The organism is Glacieibacterium sp., from assembly GCF_965200405.1.
GTDB lineage: Bacteria > Pseudomonadota > Alphaproteobacteria > Sphingomonadales > Sphingomonadaceae > Glacieibacterium.
The window spans coordinates 1,371,899-1,390,918 of the sequence record NZ_OZ241356.1; the positions used below are offsets into that span (position 1 = coordinate 1,371,899).

The 19,020-nt window shown below is 67.5% G+C and carries 22 protein-coding genes; 11 read left to right on the plus strand and 11 right to left on the minus strand.

Annotated elements, in window-relative coordinates:
* Positions 1-82 precede the first annotated feature (82 nt).
* Positions 83-937 carry a pantoate--beta-alanine ligase gene (gene panC, locus ACOFKW_RS06280; protein ID WP_419816883.1) on the plus strand — a complete coding sequence of 285 codons (855 nt, stop codon included), beginning with the start codon at positions 83-85 and terminating at the stop codon, positions 935-937.
* Between the two features lie 34 nt (positions 938-971).
* Positions 972-1,817 (plus strand): oxidoreductase, encoded by an 846-nt coding sequence (locus ACOFKW_RS06285; RefSeq protein WP_419816485.1) that lies wholly within the window; start codon positions 972-974, stop codon positions 1,815-1,817.
* Positions 1,818-1,821: 4 nt separating this feature from the next.
* Here the strand turns inward: ACOFKW_RS06285 and ACOFKW_RS06290 are convergent, their stop codons facing one another.
* Positions 1,822-3,150 (minus strand): S41 family peptidase, encoded by a 1,329-nt coding sequence (locus ACOFKW_RS06290; protein WP_419816486.1) that lies wholly within the window; start codon positions 3,148-3,150, stop codon positions 1,822-1,824.
* Positions 3,151-3,276: 126 nt separating this feature from the next.
* Here ACOFKW_RS06290 and ACOFKW_RS06295 point away from each other — a divergent pair, with 126 nt between their 5' ends.
* Positions 3,277-4,101 carry an alpha/beta fold hydrolase gene (locus tag ACOFKW_RS06295; RefSeq protein ID WP_419816487.1) on the plus strand — a complete coding sequence of 275 codons (825 nt, stop codon included), beginning with the start codon at positions 3,277-3,279 and terminating at the stop codon, positions 4,099-4,101.
* A gap of 3 nt (positions 4,102-4,104) precedes the next feature.
* Here the strand turns inward: ACOFKW_RS06295 and ACOFKW_RS06300 are convergent, their stop codons facing one another.
* The 8 genes from ACOFKW_RS06300 to obgE form a co-directional block, all read right to left on the minus strand.
* Positions 4,105-4,524, minus strand: coding sequence for a 23S rRNA (pseudouridine(1915)-N(3))-methyltransferase RlmH (locus ACOFKW_RS06300; protein ID WP_419816488.1), 420 nt, complete (start codon positions 4,522-4,524; stop codon positions 4,105-4,107).
* Positions 4,525-4,530: 6 nt separating this feature from the next.
* A complete protein-coding gene (gene rsfS / locus ACOFKW_RS06305; protein ID WP_419816884.1) occupies positions 4,531-4,920 on the minus strand; it encodes a ribosome silencing factor in 390 nt (129 codons plus the stop codon).
* Positions 4,921-5,020: 100 nt separating this feature from the next.
* A complete protein-coding gene (locus ACOFKW_RS06310) occupies positions 5,021-5,617 on the minus strand; it encodes a nicotinate-nucleotide adenylyltransferase (RefSeq protein WP_419816489.1) in 597 nt (198 codons plus the stop codon).
* A complete protein-coding gene (locus tag ACOFKW_RS06315; RefSeq protein ID WP_419816490.1) occupies positions 5,614-5,898 on the minus strand; it encodes a type II toxin-antitoxin system RelE/ParE family toxin in 285 nt (94 codons plus the stop codon). The genes ACOFKW_RS06310 and ACOFKW_RS06315 overlap by 4 nt, the downstream gene beginning before the upstream one ends.
* Entirely contained in the window at positions 5,895-6,173 is a 279-nt protein-coding gene (locus ACOFKW_RS06320; RefSeq protein WP_419816491.1) for a CopG family ribbon-helix-helix protein, read from the minus strand. The genes ACOFKW_RS06315 and ACOFKW_RS06320 overlap by 4 nt, the downstream gene beginning before the upstream one ends.
* Before the next feature lie 31 nt (positions 6,174-6,204).
* A complete protein-coding gene (locus ACOFKW_RS06325) occupies positions 6,205-7,449 on the minus strand; it encodes a glutamate-5-semialdehyde dehydrogenase (protein ID WP_419816492.1) in 1,245 nt (414 codons plus the stop codon).
* Positions 7,446-8,564, minus strand: coding sequence for a glutamate 5-kinase (proB, locus tag ACOFKW_RS06330; RefSeq protein ID WP_419816493.1), 1,119 nt, complete (start codon positions 8,562-8,564; stop codon positions 7,446-7,448). Before proB ends, ACOFKW_RS06325 begins: the two co-directional genes overlap by 4 nt.
* Before the next feature lie 40 nt (positions 8,565-8,604).
* Positions 8,605-9,639 carry a GTPase ObgE gene (gene obgE, locus ACOFKW_RS06335; RefSeq protein ID WP_419816494.1) on the minus strand — a complete coding sequence of 345 codons (1,035 nt, stop codon included), beginning with the start codon at positions 9,637-9,639 and terminating at the stop codon, positions 8,605-8,607.
* 117 nt (positions 9,640-9,756) lie between these two features.
* Here obgE and ACOFKW_RS06340 point away from each other — a divergent pair, with 117 nt between their 5' ends.
* Genes ACOFKW_RS06340 through ACOFKW_RS06350 form a run of 3 tightly spaced genes read left to right on the plus strand, consistent with a single transcriptional unit; the run spans position 9,757 to position 12,652 of the window.
* The gene (locus ACOFKW_RS06340) at positions 9,757-11,160 is read left to right on the plus strand and encodes a M48 family metalloprotease (RefSeq protein ID WP_419816495.1); all 1,404 of its coding nucleotides are present in this window, start codon (positions 9,757-9,759) and stop codon (positions 11,158-11,160) included.
* Entirely contained in the window at positions 11,154-11,930 is a 777-nt protein-coding gene (locus tag ACOFKW_RS06345) for a DsbA family protein (protein ID WP_419816496.1), read from the plus strand. Before ACOFKW_RS06340 ends, ACOFKW_RS06345 begins: the two co-directional genes overlap by 7 nt.
* Positions 11,927-12,652 (plus strand): hypothetical protein, encoded by a 726-nt coding sequence (locus ACOFKW_RS06350; protein WP_419816497.1) that lies wholly within the window; start codon positions 11,927-11,929, stop codon positions 12,650-12,652. Before ACOFKW_RS06345 ends, ACOFKW_RS06350 begins: the two co-directional genes overlap by 4 nt.
* Positions 12,653-12,848: 196 nt before the next feature.
* Here ACOFKW_RS06350 and rpsD read toward each other — a convergent pair whose 3' ends face one another.
* Positions 12,849-13,460, minus strand: a complete 612-nt coding sequence (gene rpsD, locus ACOFKW_RS06355) for a 30S ribosomal protein S4 (protein WP_419816498.1) — start codon at positions 13,458-13,460, stop codon at positions 12,849-12,851.
* Positions 13,461-13,680: 220 nt separating this feature from the next.
* Between rpsD and rpoZ the strand changes: the two genes are divergently transcribed.
* A complete protein-coding gene (gene rpoZ / locus ACOFKW_RS06360; protein WP_419816499.1) occupies positions 13,681-14,022 on the plus strand; it encodes a DNA-directed RNA polymerase subunit omega in 342 nt (113 codons plus the stop codon).
* 61 nt (positions 14,023-14,083) lie between these two features.
* The gene (locus tag ACOFKW_RS06365) at positions 14,084-16,186 is read left to right on the plus strand and encodes a RelA/SpoT family protein (protein WP_419816500.1); all 2,103 of its coding nucleotides are present in this window, start codon (positions 14,084-14,086) and stop codon (positions 16,184-16,186) included.
* 34 nt (positions 16,187-16,220) lie between these two features.
* Here ACOFKW_RS06365 and ACOFKW_RS06370 read toward each other — a convergent pair whose 3' ends face one another.
* Complete coding sequence (locus ACOFKW_RS06370) at positions 16,221-17,192, minus strand: CsgG/HfaB family protein (protein ID WP_419816501.1); 972 nt, start codon at positions 17,190-17,192, stop codon at positions 16,221-16,223.
* A 121-nt stretch (positions 17,193-17,313) separates the two neighbouring features.
* On the opposite strand from ACOFKW_RS06370, the gene pyrE reads away from it, so the two are divergent.
* Genes pyrE through acpS form a run of 3 tightly spaced genes read left to right on the plus strand, consistent with a single transcriptional unit; the run spans position 17,314 to position 19,018 of the window.
* The gene (gene pyrE, locus ACOFKW_RS06375) at positions 17,314-17,892 is read left to right on the plus strand and encodes an orotate phosphoribosyltransferase (RefSeq protein ID WP_419816502.1); all 579 of its coding nucleotides are present in this window, start codon (positions 17,314-17,316) and stop codon (positions 17,890-17,892) included.
* Positions 17,889-18,617, plus strand: a complete 729-nt coding sequence (locus ACOFKW_RS06380) for a pyridoxine 5'-phosphate synthase (protein ID WP_419816503.1) — start codon at positions 17,889-17,891, stop codon at positions 18,615-18,617. The genes pyrE and ACOFKW_RS06380 overlap by 4 nt, the downstream gene beginning before the upstream one ends.
* Positions 18,617-19,018 (plus strand): holo-ACP synthase, encoded by a 402-nt coding sequence (acpS, locus tag ACOFKW_RS06385; protein WP_419816885.1) that lies wholly within the window; start codon positions 18,617-18,619, stop codon positions 19,016-19,018. The genes ACOFKW_RS06380 and acpS overlap by 1 nt, the downstream gene beginning before the upstream one ends.
* The last annotated feature ends 2 nt before the right edge of the window (positions 19,019-19,020 follow it).

Here is a 19,020-nt window from a genome sequence, read left to right on the forward strand (position 1 = left end):
AACTTTCATGCTTGCCAGTTGCGGCGGTGTTTCCGACACAGCGGCGGCTTAGTCAAATAGTGGAGCCGTGATGGCCGAGACCCTGCCGATCGTCCGCACCGTCGCCGAACTCCGCGCCCGGGTTGCGGCGTGGCGGGAACAAGGCGAGCGGATCGCGCTGGTGCCTACCATGGGGGCGCTCCATGCCGGGCATATCTCGCTCGTCGAGGCGGGGCGGCAGCGCGCCGAGCGGGTCGTCGCAACGGTGTTCGTCAACCCCAGGCAGTTCGGGCCGAACGAGGATCTCGACCGCTATCCCCGCGACGAGGCCGGCGACGCGGCACGGCTGGCGGCGGCAGGCTGCGACCTGTTGTTCGCGCCCGGTGTCGAGGCGATCTACCCGCCGGGCTTCGCCACGCAGGTCCGCGTTACGGGCTTGAGCGAGCGGCTGTGCGGCGCGGCGCGGCCGGGGCATTTCGATGGCGTGGCGACGGTGGTGACCAAGCTGCTCAACCAGGCGCGCGCCGATATCGCGCTGTTCGGGGAGAAGGACTGGCAGCAGTTGGCGATCATCCGCCGCCTGGCGCTCGACCTCGACATTCCGACCGAGATCGCCGGCTGTCCGATCGTTCGCGATGCCGACGGCCTCGCGCTGAGTTCGCGCAATGCCTACCTCGATGCCGGCGAACGTGAGCGGGCAGTCGCGTTGCCGCGTGCCTTGCAGACGGCGGCGGCGGCGATCGGCGCTGGCCGGCCCGTGGACGCGGTGCTGGCCGAGGCAAAGGCGGCGCTGGTCGCTGCGGGATTCGGACCCGTCGACTATATCACCCTGAGCGGTGCCGACGACCTCGAGCCGATGACCGGGCTCGACCGCCCGGCGCGGCTGCTGGCAGCTGCCTGGATGGGGCGCACCCGGCTGATCGACAATGTCGCGGTCACGGGAACCGGCGCATACTGAGGCGTTGAAGCCGCATCCCGTCCTGGAGACCAACATGCCCGCCACCGATACCCCGGTCTGGTTCATAACCGGCTGCTCGACCGGCTTCGGCCGCGAATTGGCCGAGCAGGTTGCGGCGCGTGGCTGGCGCGCTGTGGTCACTGCCCGGGAGCGCGAGCGGGTCGCCGACCTAGCCAGCGACACGGTACTGGCGCTGGCGCTCGACGTCACCGACACCGCCGGCATCACCGCAGCGGTCGCGGCGGCGAACGAGCGCTTCGGGCGCATCGACGTCCTCGTCAATAATGCCGGCTATGGCTACCAGGCCTCGATCGAGGAGGGCGACGACGCCGAGATCCGCGCGCAGTTCGAGACCAACGTCTTCGGCTTGTTCGCGCTGACCCGCGCCGTGCTGCCCGGCATGCGCGAGCGCCGCCATGGGCACGTCATCAACATCAGCTCGGTTGCCGGGTTGGTCGGCATTCCCGGCTCGGGCTACTACGCCGCCAGCAAACATGCAGTCGAAGGCTTCACCGATGCCCTGCGCGCCGAGGGCGGTCCGATCGGCATCAAGGCGACGTGCATCGAGCCGGGGCCGTTCCGTACCGACTGGGCCGGGCGCTCGTTGAAGCAGACGACCAACCGGATCGAGGATTACGCCGGGACCGCCGGGGCGCGGCTCGCCAGCACCAGCGGCTATAGCGGCAACCAGCCCGGTGACCCGGCGCGCGCTGCTGCTGCGATCATCGCGGTGACGGAGCAGGCCGAGCCGCCGCGCCACCTTGTCCTTGGCGCCTTCGGGCTGGACGCGGTGACCGGCGAGCTGCGCGCGGCGCTGGCGGAAATCGAGGCCGGGCGCCCTACCGGCCTCGCCACCGACTTCCCGCCCGGCGAGGGCTGAAGGCTCAGTTCGCCGCGGCGGTCTGCACCGGCGCACCCGGGCCGAGCCGCTCGATCAGCTTCACCGCATAGCTCAGCTGAAAGTCGGTCACGCCGGCCTTTTTCAGCGTCTCGGCGGTCTCCGTAAAGCGCGGGTCGGGCTTGGCATCGGCCTCGATCAGCTTGTCGTCGGCGGTCTTGATCTCGTTGATCAAGTGCCGCCGCAGATCGGCCTCACGCAGCCGCGGACGGTCGCGAACGGTGGCGTCGGAAAGCTGTGGCACGGCGATATCGGGCTCGATGCCGCCCTCCTGCACCGAATGGCCCGAAGGTGTGAAGTACCGCGCCGTGGTCAGCCGCAGCCCGGTCGTCGCACTCAGCGGCAGCAGCGTCTGGACCGACCCCTTGCCGAATGAACGTGCCCCCAGGACCAGCGCGCGGCGGTGGTCCTGCAATGCCCCGGCGACGATCTCCGAGGCCGAGGCCGAACCTTCGTCGACTAGGACCACGACCGGCAGCCCTTGGGTCAGGTCGCCGGCGGTGGCGTAATAGCGCTCGATATCCGCCTTGGTGCGACCGCGCTGGGAGACGATCTCGCCGTGGTCGAGGAAGATGTCGCTGACGTCGATCGCCTGCTTGAGCAAGCCGCCGGGGTTGGAGCGCAGGTCGACGATGAAGCCCGCCAGCTTGGGGCCGAGCTGCTGCTCGATGCTGGCGACGGCGGCCTTGGTGGCGTCGGATGTCTTCTCGCTGAAGGTCGCGATGCGGATGACGCCGACATTGCCGCGCACTTCGAACTTGACCGGCTTGATGACGATGACCTCGCGGGTCAGCTCGAACTCCAGCGGCTTGGGGGCGCCTTCGCGGATCACGGTGATCTTGATCTTGGTGCCGGGAGCGCCGCGCATCTTGTCGACCGCGTCGTTGAGCGACACGCCGTACAGCAGCTCGCCGTTGAGATGGGTGATATAGTCGCCCGCCTTGATGCCGGCACGCGCCGCCGGGGTATCGTCGGTCGGCGCGACGACCTTGACGGCGCCCTCCTCGGTCGAGACGGTCAGGCCGAGGCCGCCATACTCACCCGTGGTGCTCTGCTTCATCGTCTCGAAATCGCGCTTGTCGAGATAGCTGGAGTGCGGATCGAGGCTGGCCAGCATGCCGTTGATCGCGCCTTCGATCAGGGTTTGGTCGTCGGTCTTGTCGACGTAGTTCTTCCGGATCTGCTCGAACACGTCCATCAGCGTATCGAGCTGCTTGTAGGTGTTGCTTTCCGTCGCCGCACGTACCGCCACCGACGCCGGGATCAGCGCCAGCGCCGCGATCGGCAGCGCAAATTTCCAGCTCACCCGTGCCATTTCAACAATTCTCCGCCCCCGGGTTCAAGTTGTCATCATAGCAGCGCAGGGCGGCAACGCTAGGACGCACTCGACTGGAACATTGCCGCAGCGGGGCGTTAAGCTGTCGAAACAAGGAGAATGACCATGCCCTACGTCGAAGGTGCCGACGGTATCGAGCTTTACCTCAAGGAGTGGGGTGATCCCGATGGCCCGCCGGTGGTCCTGATCCACGGCTGGCCGCTCAACGCCGACAGCTGGGACGACCAGGCACTGGCACTCGCCAACGCCGGCCACCGCGTCATCGCCTATGACCGCCGCGGCTTTGGTCGGTCGGAGCAGACCTGGGAAGGTTACGACTATGACACGCTTGCCGACGACCTGGCGTCGGTGATCGAGGCGACCGAGGCCGAGTCGCCCGCGCTGGTCGGCTTCTCGATGGGCGGCGGCGAGGTCGCGCGTTTCCTGTCGCGCCACGGCGGCAATGTTCGCAAGGTCGCGCTGATCTCGTCGGTGGTGCCGTATCTGCTCAAGACCTCCGACAATCCCGACGGTGCCGATGAGTCGGTGTTCGATGGCATCGAGGCGGGCATCCTCGAAGACCGGCCGAAGTTCTTCGCGGGCTTCATCAAGTCGTTCTACGGCGTCGGGCTGGTCTCCCACCCGGTCAGCGACGAGGTGCTCGACTGGACGCTGAGCCTGGCGATGCAGGCCGGACTTAAGGGCACGCTGGATTGCGTCGACTCTTTCGGCAAGACCGACTTCCGCCCGGATCTTGCGGCTTTCACCATGCCGACGTTGATCATCCATGGTACCGCCGACAAGACCGTGCCGATCGATCCCAGCGGTCGGGCCGCGGCGCGCGCCATCCCGGGTGCCAAGCTGATCGAATATGACGGCGCTCCGCACGGCCTGCTGGCGACGCACAAGGACCGCGTCTCGGCCGATCTGGTCGCGTTTCTCGCGCTCTAAGGCCTAGCCTTCGCGGTGATAGGGATGCCCGGCGAGCAGCGACGTCGCCCGGTAGAGTTGCTCGGCGAGCATCCCACGCACCAGCAGATGCGGCCAGGTCGCCGGCCCGAAGCTGAGCAGCAGGTCGGCGCCATCGCGCGTCCCGGCGTCGTGGCCGTCCGCGGCGCCGATCAGGAAGCGTGTTTCCCGGACGCCGTCGTCTCGCCACCGGGCGAGGCGATCGGCGAACGGGCGGGTTGCCAACGCGGCGCCGCGCTCGTCGAGGACGACGGTGCGTGAGTGGGGCAGGGCGTCGGGCAGCGGTGCAGTTTCACCAAGCTCGGTCAACACGGTCGGCCACGCCATGCGCTTGACATAGCGGGCGACCAATTCGGCCTCGGGGCCACGCCCGATGCGGCCACGAGCGATGATGTGAAGCCGCAACTCGGCTCAGGCGTCGGTTGCGGTCGCCTCGTCGGCATCCGCGACCGGAGGCGCAGCGACGACCTTGGGCGGTGCGCGGCGCTCGCTGGTCGAGCCGCTGGGACCATCGAAGGCCCACATCTTCTCGAGGTTGTAGAAGGTGCGGACTTCCGGCTTGAACAGGTGGACGATAACGTCCTGCGCGTCGATCAGCACCCAGTCCGCGGTCGGCAGGCCCTCGATACGGACTTCACGACGCAGCTCGGCCTTGATGCGCTCAGCGATCTTGCCCGCCATTGATGCGACCTGGCGCGACGAGCGTCCGCTGGCGATGACCATGTGATCGGCGATGCTGGTCTTCCCGACGAGCGGCAGCGACACGACTTCGACCGCCTGGTCGTCCTCGAGCGACTTCATGATGAGTTCGTGCAGCGCCGTTACGGCGGGATGCTCGGCGGGAGCCGTATTGGCCACGGCGCTTGGCGCGGTGGCGGGGGTCAGTACCAAAATATCGTCCTCATGACCGGTTCAACAATCGGGCAGCCCAATCGGGTTCGCGCTCGCGGATCGCGGTTGCGGAATGGCTATCGAGCTTGATGTCGAGCATCACGATCGCAGGCAGCGTCCACCTCGTCCAGTCGCGCGCACGGCCCGAAGACCGCCGCCACCGTCCCAGCCACGCCATCGCAGGCGCACCAAGACCAACGCTACTATAGCCCGGACGCGGGAAAACGGCAATCGGCACCGCCCGGGCGAAGTCGCGCCACCGGCGCCAGCGGTGCAGCTGGCTCAGGATGTCGGCGCCCATCAGCCAGACGAAGCGGTGGGTAGGGTAGAGCTTGACCAGCGCGCCCACGGTATCGACGGTGTAGCGGGTGCCGAGATCGGCCTCCAGCGCGCTGACCTGGATGCGCGGATGACGTGCTGCGATCCGCGCAGAGGCGAGGCGGGCAGCCAGCGGCGCCATGCCGGCAGCGGTCTTCAACGGGTTCTGCGGGCTGACCAGCCACCACACCTCGTCCAGCCCGAGCTGTCGCATCGCCGCCAGGCTGATCCGCAGATGCCCCGCATGGGCTGGATTGAACGACCCGCCGAGGAGGCCGATGCGCTTCATCCCTCCCGCCAGTTTTCGGCCGAGTGATGAACCCGCAGAATTTCCACACCGTCAGCAGTCGGCCGGTAAAGAACGATATACCGAGTGCCCGCAACGACTGTTTTGCGCCAGTCCAAGGTGTCTAGCGGGCTTCCCGCATGTGGGTGGCTCGACAACCAGTCTGCCTTGGCCAGAATCGAGCCGGCATTACGGTCGGCAATGGCTGGGTCGAACTGTGATAGCCACAGGAACAGCTTGCGGAAGTCGGCCCGAGCAGGACTCGACCACTTCGCGAAGCTCATCCTTGGGCGTGTCGGGCGACTGCCGGTCGGGAATCACGCTCCGCTTGCATCGCTGCAAGATCAGCAACGACAACCGAATGGGGAACCCAATCGCCCCGGTCGAGCGCATCGACGCCTTCTTGGATAAAGGCCAGAAACTCGGACTCGCGCTCGACGTAGCTCTTCAGCGCTCGTGCGCTCAGCCAGGACCGCGTGCGTCCAGTTGCAGCCGCGAGTGCGTCGAGTTTGGCCGAGACCTCCTCGTCAATCCGCGTCGTCAAGACGACCTGAGTCATTGCTGCGCTCCTTGTCGCAGACGTATACATCTTATGCGCGGACCTGACCATCGCCGTAGACTCGGTATTTGTACGTCGTCAGCCCCTCTAATGCGACCGGGCCGCGGGCGTGGAGGCGACCGGTGGAAATGCCGATCTCGGCGCCGAAGCCGAACTCGCCGCCGTCGGCGAACTGGGTCGAGGCGTTGTGCAGGACGATCGCCGAATCGACTTCGGACAGGAATCGCGCGGCGATGGCGTCGTCTTCGGTAACGATTGCGTCGGTATGATGCGAACCATGAGCCTCGATATGGGCAAGCGCAGCATCGACACCGTCGACCAGCGCGACCGAAGCGCGGGCGTCGAGCCATTCGGTGTCCCAGTCCGCAGCCTCGACGGCGGGAATGCCGGTCAGGGCAACGATCCTGCCATCGCCGCGCACGTCGCAACCAGCCGCCTGCAGCGCCGTGACGAGTTCGGCAGCGGCTGGGTAGGCGCGGTCGATCAGCAACGTCTCCATGGCGCCGCAGACACCGGTCCGGCGGAGTTTGGAATTGATGACGATCGCCAGCGCCTTGGCTGGGTCGGCGGCCTTGTCGACATAGATGTGGTTAAGGCCGTCGAGATGGGCAAGCACCGGGACCCGCGCCTCGGCCTGGACGCGCGCCACCAGCCCCTTGCCGCCGCGCGGGACGATGATGTCGATCAGACCGGCCGCGGTCAGCATCGCGCCAACCAGCGCGCGATCAAGGTCGCCGACCAGCTGGATCGCCGTGGCGGGTAGGCCGGCGGCGACGACGCCTTCGACCAGCGCCGCATGGATCGACCGGTTGGAGCGCGCCGCCTCGCTGCCGCCGCGCAGGATGCAGGCGTTGCCGGCCATCAGGCACAGTGCGCCGGCATCGGCGGTGACGTTGGGACGGCTCTCATAAATTATGCCGATGACGCCGAGCGGCACGCGAACCCGCTCGAACCGCAGGCCGTTCGGCTGCTGCCATTCGTTGATGAGTTGCCCGACCGGATCGGCGAGGCCGGCGACGGTATCGAGCCCGGCCGCCATCGCCTCGACCCGCGCCGGGGTCAGCAACAGCCGGTCGAGCATCGCCGCGCCAAGGCCGCCAGCCGCCGCCATGTCCTCGGCATTGGCTGCGAGGATCGTTGCTGCATTGGCGCGAACCGCAGCCGCCGCACCGCGCACCGCGGTCGCCTTCAATAACGTCGGCGCGAGCGCCAGTTGTCGGGCGGCGACCCTTGCGGCCTCGCCCATGATACGGATCGTCTCGATTGCGTCGGTCATAACAGCACCAGATGGTCGCGGTGGATCATTGCGGAGCGTGGGGCATAACCGAGAATCGCAGCTTGCGCATCGTTACGGACGCCGGCGATGGCGGTCGCGTCGGGCACGTCATAGCCGGCGAGGCCGCGCGCGATCACCGCGCCGTCCGTGACGATTTCGACCGCATCGCCGCGCGCGAACTTGCCGGAGACCGTGGTCACACCCGCAGCGAGCAAACTCTTGCCCGACTTCAACGCCTTGGCCGCGCCCGCGTCGATGGTCAGGCGCCCGGCCACCGTCAGCCGCCCTGCCAGCCAGGACTTGCGAGGCGAGGTGCCGCCCTCCGCGACGAACACCGTGCCGTGGCTGGTGGCATCGAAACGCGCCAGCGGGTGATCGACACGGCCGTCGGCGATGGCGAGGTGCATGCCGGCCTGGACCGCGATCCGCGCCGCCTGGACCTTGGCCGCCATGCCGCCCGAGCCGAGGCCGGAGCCTGAACGCGCGTCGGCCATCGCGTCGATGGTGACGTCGAGGCGCTCGACCACGGGGATCAGGACTGCCGACGGGTCGCGGCTCGGGTTGCCGGAATAGAGGCCGTCGATATCGGACAGCAGCACGACGGCGTTGGCGCCCGCCGCCTGTCCGGCGCGCGCCGCCAGCCGGTCGTTGTCCCCGAACCGGATTTCGGCGGTGGCGACGCTGTCGTTCTCGTTGAGCACGGGCACGGCGCCGAGGCTGAGCAGCCGGTCGAGCGTCGCGGCGACATTGAGGTAGCGCCGCCGGTCTTCCAGGTCGCCCAGCGTCAGCAGGATCTGCGCCGCCTCGATGCCGTGCCCGCCGAGCAGTTCGGCATAGGTCCGCGCCAGCACGATCTGGCCACAGGCGGCGGCGGCCTGCGCGTCCTCCAGGCTGGCGCGGCCACCCTTGGGCAGCTTCAGGCGCCGGGCTCCGAGGGCGATCGCGCCCGAGGAGACGATGACGACCTGTTGCCCGGCGGCGCGTCGTATGGCGATATCGTCGAGGACCGAGGCGAGCCAGTCGCGCCGCACCTGCCCGTCGCTGCCGACCAGCAGCGAGGAGCCGATCTTGACGACGAGGCGCGCGCACGCAGCGGGCGAGAAGCGTGCGCTCATCGCCCGGTTCGCTTCGCTGTCACAGGGGAAAGCGAGACGACTAGACCGGCGTCCACGCCTTGGCCTTTTCGCCGGGTGCCAGTTCGGATGCCCGGCCGACGACTTCGATCAGGCGGTCGAGTACGACATCGACGCCTTCGCGCGATGCCGACGACATTGTCAGCACTTCGCGCCCGGTCAGCTTGGCGAGCTTTTTCTGCAGCTTGGCCAGCGCCTTGGGCTCGACGGCGTCGGATTTGCTGAGCGCGATGATCTCGTCCTTGTCCTCCAGCCCGGCGCCATAGGCGTCGAGCTCGGCGCGGACGACGTTGTAAGCCTCGATCGGATCGTCGCTGGTCGCGTCGACCATGTGGAGCAGGATGCGGCAGCGCTCGATATGGCCGAGGAACCGGTCGCCAATGCCGACACCGTCGGCGGCGCCCTCGATCAGGCCCGGAATGTCGGCGAGCACGAACTCGCGCTCTTTCCAGCCGACGACGCCGAGTTGTGGCTTGAGCGTCGTGAACGGATAGGCGCCGACCTTGGCATGGGCGTTGGTCACAGCGTTGAGGAAGGTCGACTTGCCGGCGTTGGGCTGGCCGAGCAGCCCCGCATCGGCGATCAGCTTGAGCCGCAGCCACACCCAGCACTCCGCGCCCGGAAAGCCCGGCTGGAACTGGCGCGGCGCGCGGTTGGTCGAGCTTTTGTAGAAGTCGTTGCCCTTGCCGCCGTCGCCGCCGCGCAGCAGCACGATGCGCTGGCCGGGCTCGGTGAAGTCGGCCAGCATGACCTCGGTCTCGTCGTCGATGACCTGCGTGCCGACCGGTACCTTGATGATCAGGTCGTCGCCACCTGCGCCGGTGCGATTCCGACCGGAACCGCCACCGCCGCGCTGCGCCTTGAAATGCTGGGCATAGCGAAAGTCGATCAGCGTGTTGAGGCCGGCAATGCTTTCAAAGATGATGTCGCCGCCCTTGCCGCCGTCGCCGCCATCGGGGCCGCCGTATTCGACGAACTTCTCACGGCGGAACGACACCGCGCCGTCGCCGCCTTGTGCCGAACGCAGGTAAATCTTGGCTTGATCGAGAAACTTCATGCCGGGCATATGGCCGAAGGAGGCTGATTTTGCCAGTCATTGCGGCAGGGCGCTCGACAGCGCACCCGCGACCTTCTCCCTCTCCCCTTAACGCAAAGTTCAGTCTAGACCCGCGATGTGAGCGCCGTGCCCCGTCCGCCCCGCATCCCGCGCCTGCTGGCGACGCTGTGTGCCGTCGCGTTGTTGTCGGTGCCCGCCGTGGCGCAGGACGATAACGCGGGCGGGCCGTCGATCCTGCGCGATGCCGAGACCGAGACATTCTTCCGCGATCTGTCGAAGCCGTTGATCATCGCTGCCGGGCTCGACCCGCGCAATGTGCAGGTGATCCTGATCAATGATCCATCGATCAACGCCTTCGCGGCTGGCGGGCAGAACGTCTTTATCCACTCCGGGCTGCTGATTGCGGCGGACAATGCCAACCAGTTGCAAGGTGTCATCGCGCACGAGCTCGGACATGTCGCCGCCGGCCATCTGGTGCGCTTCAACGAAGGCGCCGGGCCGGCCACCAACATCTCGATCATGTCGCTGGTGCTGGCGGCAGCCGCGGTCGCGGTGGGCGCGCCGACAGCCGGCATGGCGTTGTTGTCGGGCGGCCTGACCGCGGCACAGGGCAAGTTCCTGGCATTCAGCCGCGATACCGAGAGCCGGGCCGACGCGGCGGGCGCCAAGTACCTCAGCACCGCGCATATCAGCGGCAAAGGCTCGATCGAGTTCTTCAACAAGCTGTTGGGGCAGGAGTACCGGCTGGCGATCAAGCAGGACAATGAATACGACCGCACCCATCCGCTCGACGGCACGCGGATCGCCAATCTGGAGGCGCAGTACAAGGCCGACCCGGCGTGGAACAACCCGGTCGATCCGGCACTGCAGGCGCGCTTCCTGCGCATCAAGGGCAAGCTGATCGGCTATATCGAGGAGCCGCCACGGGTCCTGCAACGCTATCCCGAGAGCGATGGATCGGAGCCGGCGCACTACGCCCGCGCCTATGCCTATCACCGCAGCGCCTATCCGGATGCGGCGCAGCGCGAGGTCGACAAGCTGTTGGCCTTGCACCCGGCGGACCCGTTCTACCTCGAGTTGAAGGGCCAGATGCTGCTGGAGAATGGCGGCCCGGCAGAGGCGATCCCGGTGCTGCGCAAGGCGGTCGCCGCCGATCCCAACGAGCCGCTGATCGCGACGTTGCTGGGCCATGCGCTGATCTCCACCGACAATGACAAGGACTTCGCCGAGGCCGAGCCGATCCTGAAGAAGGCGATCGCGCAGGACCGCGAGAACCCGTTCGCCTGGTACCAGCTTGGCGTCGTCTATGACCGCCTGCACGACGAGCCGCGGGCGGCGCTGGCGCAGGCCGAGAGCTTCAACCTGTCGGGCCAGGTCAAGAGTGCGGCGGCCAAGGCGCGCTATGCCCGCGCCGGCCTGCCGCAGGGCAGCCGCGACTGGCTGCGCGCCGACGACATCGCCGAGGCGTCGTGCGGCGAGCTCGGCAACCGCAAGCTGTACAAGAAAAAAGACGCATGCTGACCCATATCAAAAACTGGAACAACGAGATGCGCGGTGCCGTGGCCATAGCGGGAGTGTTGGGGGTGGCCGTCGTTGCGCTGCTGATTGGCGGACGCGCGAGCAGCGACCCGGCGGCCGGGGTCAACACCAAGGATCGCGCCGCGATCGAGGCGATCGTCCACGACTACATCATGGCGCACCCGGAGATCATCCCGGAGGCGATCAACGGCATGCAGTCGCGCGAGGTCGTCAAGCTGATCGAGAACAACCGCAAGGAGATCGAGACCCCCTATGCCGGGGCCTTCGCGGGTGATCCGCAGGGCGACGTCAAGCTGGTGGTGTTCTTCGACTACGCCTGCCCCTATTGCCGCGCCGCGCACAAGGACGTGCAGCGGCTGCTGGCGGACGACAAGAAGTTGAAGGTCGTGTTCCGCGACTTCCCGGTGTTGTCAGATGCATCGACCGAAGCGGCGATGGCGAGCCTGTCGGCAGCGGCGCAGGGCCGCTACGTCGGCTTCCATGACCGCATGTTCGAGGAAGCAGGCAAGCTCAGCCACGAGCGCACCGTCGCTACCGTGCGCAGCGCCGGGCTGAACGAGCTGCGCACCGCCAAGGACCTGAGCGCGCCGGCGTTGCGTGCCGAGGTCAAGAAGAACCTCGACCTCGGCCGGGCGCTGGGGCTGACCGGTACACCGAGCTATATCGTCGGCAATCGCATCCTGTCGGGCGCCGTTGGTTACGATGCGCTCAAGACCGCCATCGCGGAGGCACGCGCGGGTAAGAAGGCGTGACCGGGTCCAGACTGAACGTGCCGCTGGCGCTGCGCCGCATCGCGCAGGGTTTCTGGTTCGACTTCGCGCCGATCGTCACCCTCGGGTTCGGGATGGTTACTTTACCCGGGATCATCGGGGCGCTGGTGCCGCCCGCGAGCAGCGGCGGCACGGTGATGGCGGTGGTGTCCGGACTGCTGGCAGCGCTGTTCGTCACCATCGTCAGCCACGGCGTCGTCGCGCGGCTGGCGGGCAAGCCGCTCGATGCGGGGGCCTTCGTATCGCAGGGCATCGTCGCGTCGCCGCCGGGGTTCAGCGTCGCTCTGCTGATCGGCGCGTTCACCGTGCTGATCGCGATCATCGGATTGCTCGGCGCATTGGCCTGGCCGCCGGCGCGCACCATCGCCATCGCGACCGGCGCCGTCCTGGTGCTGATGCTGCTACCGGCCATGCCCGCGGCGCTGGCGGAGCGCTTGCCACCGCTGGTCGCTCTGCAACGCGGCCTGGAGATGACGCGCGGCGCCCGCAGCGCCATCGTCGTGATCGCGCTGATCGCGATCTTCACCTTCGGCCCGACGTGGCTGCTGCTGGAGGCGCTGGTACGGAACATCGAGCCGGGCGCGGCGCCCAGCTTCGCCAGCCCCGGCCTGTGGCTGCGCGCCTTGTACGCGCTGATCGCGTCGAGCGTCGCGGCGGTCGTGCCGGGCGTGATCTACGTCGGGCTGCTCGAACCCCGCCGCTAGAGCTCGCCGAACTGCTGCTCCCCTCCCGGAACGGGAGGGGACGGGGGTGGGACTTCGCATAAACCCCGGCTGCCGACCTCGTGGCAGACCCACCCCTAGCCCCTCCCGTTCCGGGAGGGGGACAGGCAGCGTCCCCTAAAGAAAATGCCGCCCCGGCGAACCGGGACGGCATTCGGTAATTCGGTCGTGAAAGCGATTAGCGCGAGTAGAACTCGACGACCAGATTCGGTTCCATCTTCACCGGGTAAGGCACTTCGTCGAGGGTCGGGACGCGGACGTAGGTCGCCTTGGGACCCTCGACTGCGACATATTCCGGCGTCTCGCGCTCGGACAGGCCCTGGGCTTCGATGACCAGTGCCATGTCCTTGGCCTTGCTGCCGAGCTCGACGACGTCGCCAGGATAGACCTTGGCGGAGGCGATGTTGCAGCGGCGGCCGTTGACGATGATGTGGCCGTGGTTGACGATCTGGCGCGCGGCGAAGATCGTCGGGACGAACTTGGCGCGATAGACCACCATGTCGAGACGCTGCTCGAGCAGGCCGATCAGGTTCTGCGAGGTGTCGCCCTTCATGCGGACGGCCTCGGCGTAGGTGGCGCGGAACTGCTTTTCGGTGACGTCGCCGTAATAGCCCTTGAGCTTCTGCTTGGCCTTCAGCTGGATGCCGAAGTCGCTGAGCTTGCCCTTGCGACGCTGGCCGTGCTGGCCTGGGCCGTATTCGCGCTTGTTGACGGGCGACTTGGGACGGCCCCAGATGTTCTCGCCCATCCGGCGGTCGAGCTTGTGCTTCGAAGTTGTACGCTTGGTCAAAAGTTGTTCCAATTGCTGAACGCGACGGAAGTGTCGCTTCCCCAGTACCGCACCGCATCGCCGTCAGGGGATGCGCGGCGCCTGCTTCACCGGGGGTGCAGGGCCAATTGCGAAGCGGGTCCGTTAGCCGCGAGGAGGGCGCCGGTCAAGCTGGAATCATTGACTCTGCGGACTGCTGACGCTAGCTAGCCGCCTTTCCAGAATACCCCCGGAGTATGCCATGGCGCGCGTCACAGTCGAAGATTGCGTCGACAAGATCCCCAACCGTTTCGAACTGGTGCTCGCTGCCGGCCAGCGCGCTCGCCAGATTTCCAGCGGTGGCGAACTCACCGTCGACCGCGATCGCGACAAGAACCCCGTCGTCGCCCTGCGTGAAATCGCCGAGCAGACCGTCTCGCCGGCCGTCCTGCACGAGTCGCTGGTCGCCTCGATGCAGCGCGTCATTGCCGATAACGACGACACGCCGGATGCCGTCGGTTCGCTCGCTGCGTCTGCCGAGGCGCTGCGTCTGACTGCCGCCCAGCCACCGCGCAACCAGAACATGGGCCCTGACTACGAGTAAACGCCGATACGGCTGAGGTAATCCGGTTGCGCGGCGCACCGCGCCGCGCCACATTAACTTCATGCTCCGCCAGTATGAACTCGTCGAACGCGTCAAGGCGTACGACCCAGACGCCGACGAGGACCTGCTCAACCGCGCCTATGTCTTCTCGATGAAGGCGCACGGCTCGCAGTTGCGGGCCAATGGCGACCCCTATTTCAGCCACCCGATCGAGGTGGCTGGCATCCTCACCGACCTCCGGCTCGACGACGAGACCATCGCCACCGGCATCCTCCACGATACGATCGAGGATACCGTCGCCACGCAAGAGCAGATCGACAAGCTGTTCGGCAAGTCGGTCGGGCGGCTGGTCGACGGCGTCACCAAGCTGTCGAAGATCGAGGCGCAGACCGAGAACGAGCGCGCGGCCGAGAACCTCCGCAAGTTCCTGCTGGCGATGTCGAACGACATCCGCGTCCTGCTGGTCAAGCTGGCCGACCGCCTGCACAACATGCGGACGCTGAAGTTCATCCAGTCGGAACCTAAGCGCCGGCGTATCGCCCGCGAGACGATGGACATCTATGCGCCGCTTGCCGAGCGCATCGGCATGTACGGCTTCATGGACGAGCTCAACGAACTGGCGTTCGCCCAGCTCGAGCCCGAGGGCTATGCCCTGATCCTGAAGCGGCTGGAGAGCCTGCGTGCCGGCGGCGGCGACGTGGTGGCGCGGATCACCAGCGGGATCCAGCTGCTGCTCGGCCAGAACGGCATCGAGGCGGAGGTCTATGGCCGCGAGAAGCGCCCGTTCTCGATCTGGAAAAAGATGCAGGACAACCAGGTCGCCTTCGAGGCGCTGTCCGACGTCATGGCGTTCCGGGTTATCGTCCAGTCGCCCGCCGACTGCTACCGCGCCCTCGGCGTCATCCACCAGCGCTGGCCGACGGTGCCCGGGCGCTTCAAGGACTTCATCTCGACGCCGAAGCGCAACGGCTACCGCTCACTCCACACCACGGTGCGGCACAGCGACATGCGCATCGAGATCCAGATCCGCGACGCCGTCATGCACCGCGAGGCCGAGCTCGGGCTGGCCGCGCACTGGGCCTACAAGCAGGGCGAGGAGGGTGCCGCGGCGCGCGAGAGCTACCCCTGGCTCAACGACCTGCTCGAGATACTGGAGCATGCCGCCTCGCCGGAGGAGTTGCTGGAGCACACGCGCATGGCGATGTTCCAGGACCAGGTCTTCGTCTTCACCCCAAAGGGCGCGCTGCAGCAGTTGCCGCGCGGCTCGACTCCGGTCGATTTCGCCTATCAACTGCATTCGGAGATCGGTGACACCTGCGTTGGCGCCAAGGTCAACGGCCGCGTCATGCCGCTGCGCACCCGGCTGGTGAACGGCGACCAGGTCGAGATCCTGCGCTCCAAGATCCGCGCGCCCGATCCGGCGTGGGACAGCTTTGTCGTTACCGCCAAGGCGCGCGCCGCCGTCCGCCGCTCCGTCCGCGCCCGCGACCGCGACGCGCAACTGACCATGGGACGGCAGCTATTCGACGCCGCGGTCAAGCGCTTCAAGCTGCCCGAGCACGACGACGAGGTTGCCGCCGCGCTGGTCGCCCTCAAGCTGCCCGATCGCGCCGCGCTGTACATCGCGCTCGCCCGCCAGACGATCGGCGACCTGGCGCTGCGCGAGGCGCTGTCACCCGGCTCGACGCTGGGCAGCAAGCGCGGTCGCAAGCCCAAGCCGGTCCCGGTCGCCGCCATCCCGATCAAGGGCCTCAGCCCCGGCGCGGCGTTCACGCTTGGCGATTGCTGCCACCCCGTGCCCGGCGACCGCATCGCCGGGGTCAGCCGCCCGGGTACCGGCGTCGAGGTCCACCGCATCGACTGCGCGACTTTGGAGCACGAGGCCGGCGAGTGGCTCGATCTCGCCTGGGACGCGAACAGCGGCGGCGCTATAGCGCGGGTATCGACGGTCGTCCACAACCAGCCCGGAAGTCTCGCCGCAGTCGCCAGCATCATCGCGCACCACAGCGGCAACATCGTCAACTTGGCGCTGAAGGACCGCGACCGCGAGTTTCACACCAACATCATCGACGTCGAGGTCGCCGACCTGGCGCAACTGACAGCGATCATCGCCGCGCTGCGCAGCGCGCCCGCGGTGGTATCGGTGGAGCGGGTCAAGGCTTGACCCTCCCTCCCCCCCGCCGGGGGGAGGGCGAGAGTTACCGCGCGACTTCGATCGAGGCTTCGGCGACCCAACCCTTGGTGCCGAGTTCGTCCTCGACTTCCCAGAAGCCGGCCTGTTTCTTGCCGGTCGGGTACAGCATCGCGCCGGGATCGAGCATCTTCAGCATCTTCGCCTTGATGCCTGGGGCAGCCAGCATCCGGCCCGGGCGCTTCATCGACACCGCCTTCTCGGCCTGCGGCTGCGAGGTGTAGGCGCTCAACTCCTGGATGTTGGAGACCATCTTGGCATAGGCGTCGAGGTACGCCAGCGCGACGACCTGGCCGAGTTCGGTGTTGTCATAACCGCTGGCACCACCCGCCGCGAGGGCGCCGCCGCCGAACAGCCCGCCGCCGCCACCGAAGCCGAGATCGGTCTTCCTGGCCTGGCCCTCGGAAACGAACTCCTCCGACGACTTGTTGTTGACGACGTTGAGCACGACGTTGGCCGAGCGCTTCTTCAGGTTGATGCCGCCGACCAGGCCGCCGACGGTGCCGCCCATCAGCCCGCCGACCAGGCCGCCGATGTTGAGGCCGCCCTTGTTGTTGTTGCCGGTGACGATGTCGGGGATGACGGTGAAGTCCGCCTCCATCATCTGTCCCTTGCCGATGGTGCCGCCGCGCCGCATTTCGCCGCCCGCTGCCAGGCCGCGCTCACGCTCCATGGCTTCCATGCCGCGCGCGCTGCGATTGACCAGCCGGAAGCACTTCGACTTCTGGACATAGACGCGGATCAGCGCCTCGGGCGAGCCGAGGCCGAGGCCGCCCCACCACTTCGTTTCCGGTTCCGACAGGGCCAGCGTGCCCATTGGCCGGGGACAGGTCGGCAATTGCGCCTGTGCGTTGGCGCGGGTCGATTCAGCCGTCTTGCCGGCCTTGGAATTGATCTGCGCGTTGGCGGGCAGGCTGCCGCCGAGCATCGCGATGCTGATTGCCGCGGCCACGATGCCGCGCGTGGTGGTCAAAGACATGCCATTCTCCCCGTTGCCCGAGGGCGCCATTATCTCAACGGGCGTGTAAATGCTACCGCCGACGCAACGATGCGGCACTTTTCCGAATGTACCGAAGGCGACGACATGCTAGGCGGCGTGGATGACCGATGCCGATATCCTCGCCGAGTTTCGCGCCGCCGAAGCGCTGCTGGAGGGGCATTTCATCCTGTCCTCCGGACTGCGCAGCTCGCGCTACCTGCAATGCGCACGCGTCCTGATGGACCCGGCGCGCGCCGCCCGGCTGGTGGCCGCGCTGGTCGCGAAGCTACCGCACGAGGCGCGGGCCGCGACTGCCGTCGTCGCTCCGGCGATGGGCGGGGTCATTGTCGGCTATGAGGTGGCTCGCCAACTGGGCATCGAGTCCTTGTTCGTCGAGCGTCCAGCCGGCGTATTCGAACTCCGCCGCGGCTTCCGCCTGACGCTCGGCCAGCCGGTGCTGATGGTCGAGGACGTCGTCACCACCGGCCTCAGTTCGCGCGAAGCGATTGCGGCGATCGAGGGGGCGGGCGGCAAGGTCGTCGCCGGCGCCTGCCTCGTCGACCGCTCGAACGGCAAGGCCGACATCGGCGTGCCGCTGACCGCGCTGATCCGCCTCGACGTGCCGACCTACGCTGCCGACGCGCTGCCCCCTGAGCTGGCAGCGATCCCCGCGGTCAAGCCCGGGAGCCGGGCGGCATGAAGCGCCTGCGTCTCGGGGTCAACATCGACCATGTCGCGACCATCCGGAACGCGCGCGGCGGGCTGCATCCCGACCCGGTGCGTGCTGCGGCGATCGCGACCGAGGCTGGTGCGGACGGCGTCACGGCGCATCTGCGCGAAGATCGGCGGCACATCACCGACGGCGATATCGACCGGCTGATGGCCGAGCTAACGCTGCCGCTCAACCTCGAGATGGCGGCGACGATGGAGATGCTCGACATCGCGCTGGTCCACCGCCCGCACGCCGCCTGCATTGTGCCGGAGCGTCGCGAGGAGCGCACCACCGAGGGTGGCCTCGATGCGGCCGGGCAGCACAACAGCCTGACGCCGTTCGTCGGGCGGCTGCGCGAGGCCGGCATCCGTGTCAGCCTGTTCGTCGCGCCCGATCGTCGCCAGATGGAGGCCGCCGCTCGCCTGGGGGTACCGGTGGTCGAATTGCACACCGGGCCCTACGCCCATGACGCCGGCGAGCGCGAACTTGATCGATTGCGCGATGCCGCGGAATACGGTGCCGGCCTTGGCCTGGAAATCCACGCCGGGCACGGGCTGACCTTCGACAATGTCGGGCTGGTGGCAGCGATCCCGCAGTTGGCGGAGCTCAACATCGGGCATTTCATCATCGGCGAAGCGGTGTTCATCGGTCTTGGCCCGGCCGTGCGCGCCATGCGCGCGGCGATGGACGCGGGACGTCCGGTAACCGGATGATCGTCCTCGGCCTCGGCAACGACCTGTGCAACATCGACCGCATCCAGTCTTCGATCGACCGGTTCGGCCAGCGCTTCCTCGACCGCATCTTTACGCCCGCAGAGCAGGCGCGCGCCGATCGTCGCCCGCTGACCCGGACCGGCACCTACGCCAAGCGTTTCGCCGCGAAGGAGGCCTGTGCCAAGGCACTCGGTACTGGCTTTCGCCAAGGCGTGTTCTTTCGCGACATGGGCGTGGTCAATTTGCCGAGCGGAGCGCCGACGCTGCAGCTGACCGGCGGCGCGGCGGAACGACTCGCCAGACTGACGCCAGCGGGATATAGCCCGCTAATACACCTCACACTTACGGACGATCACCCCTTTGCGCAGGCGATCGTCCTGATCACGGCGAGCCCGACATGACC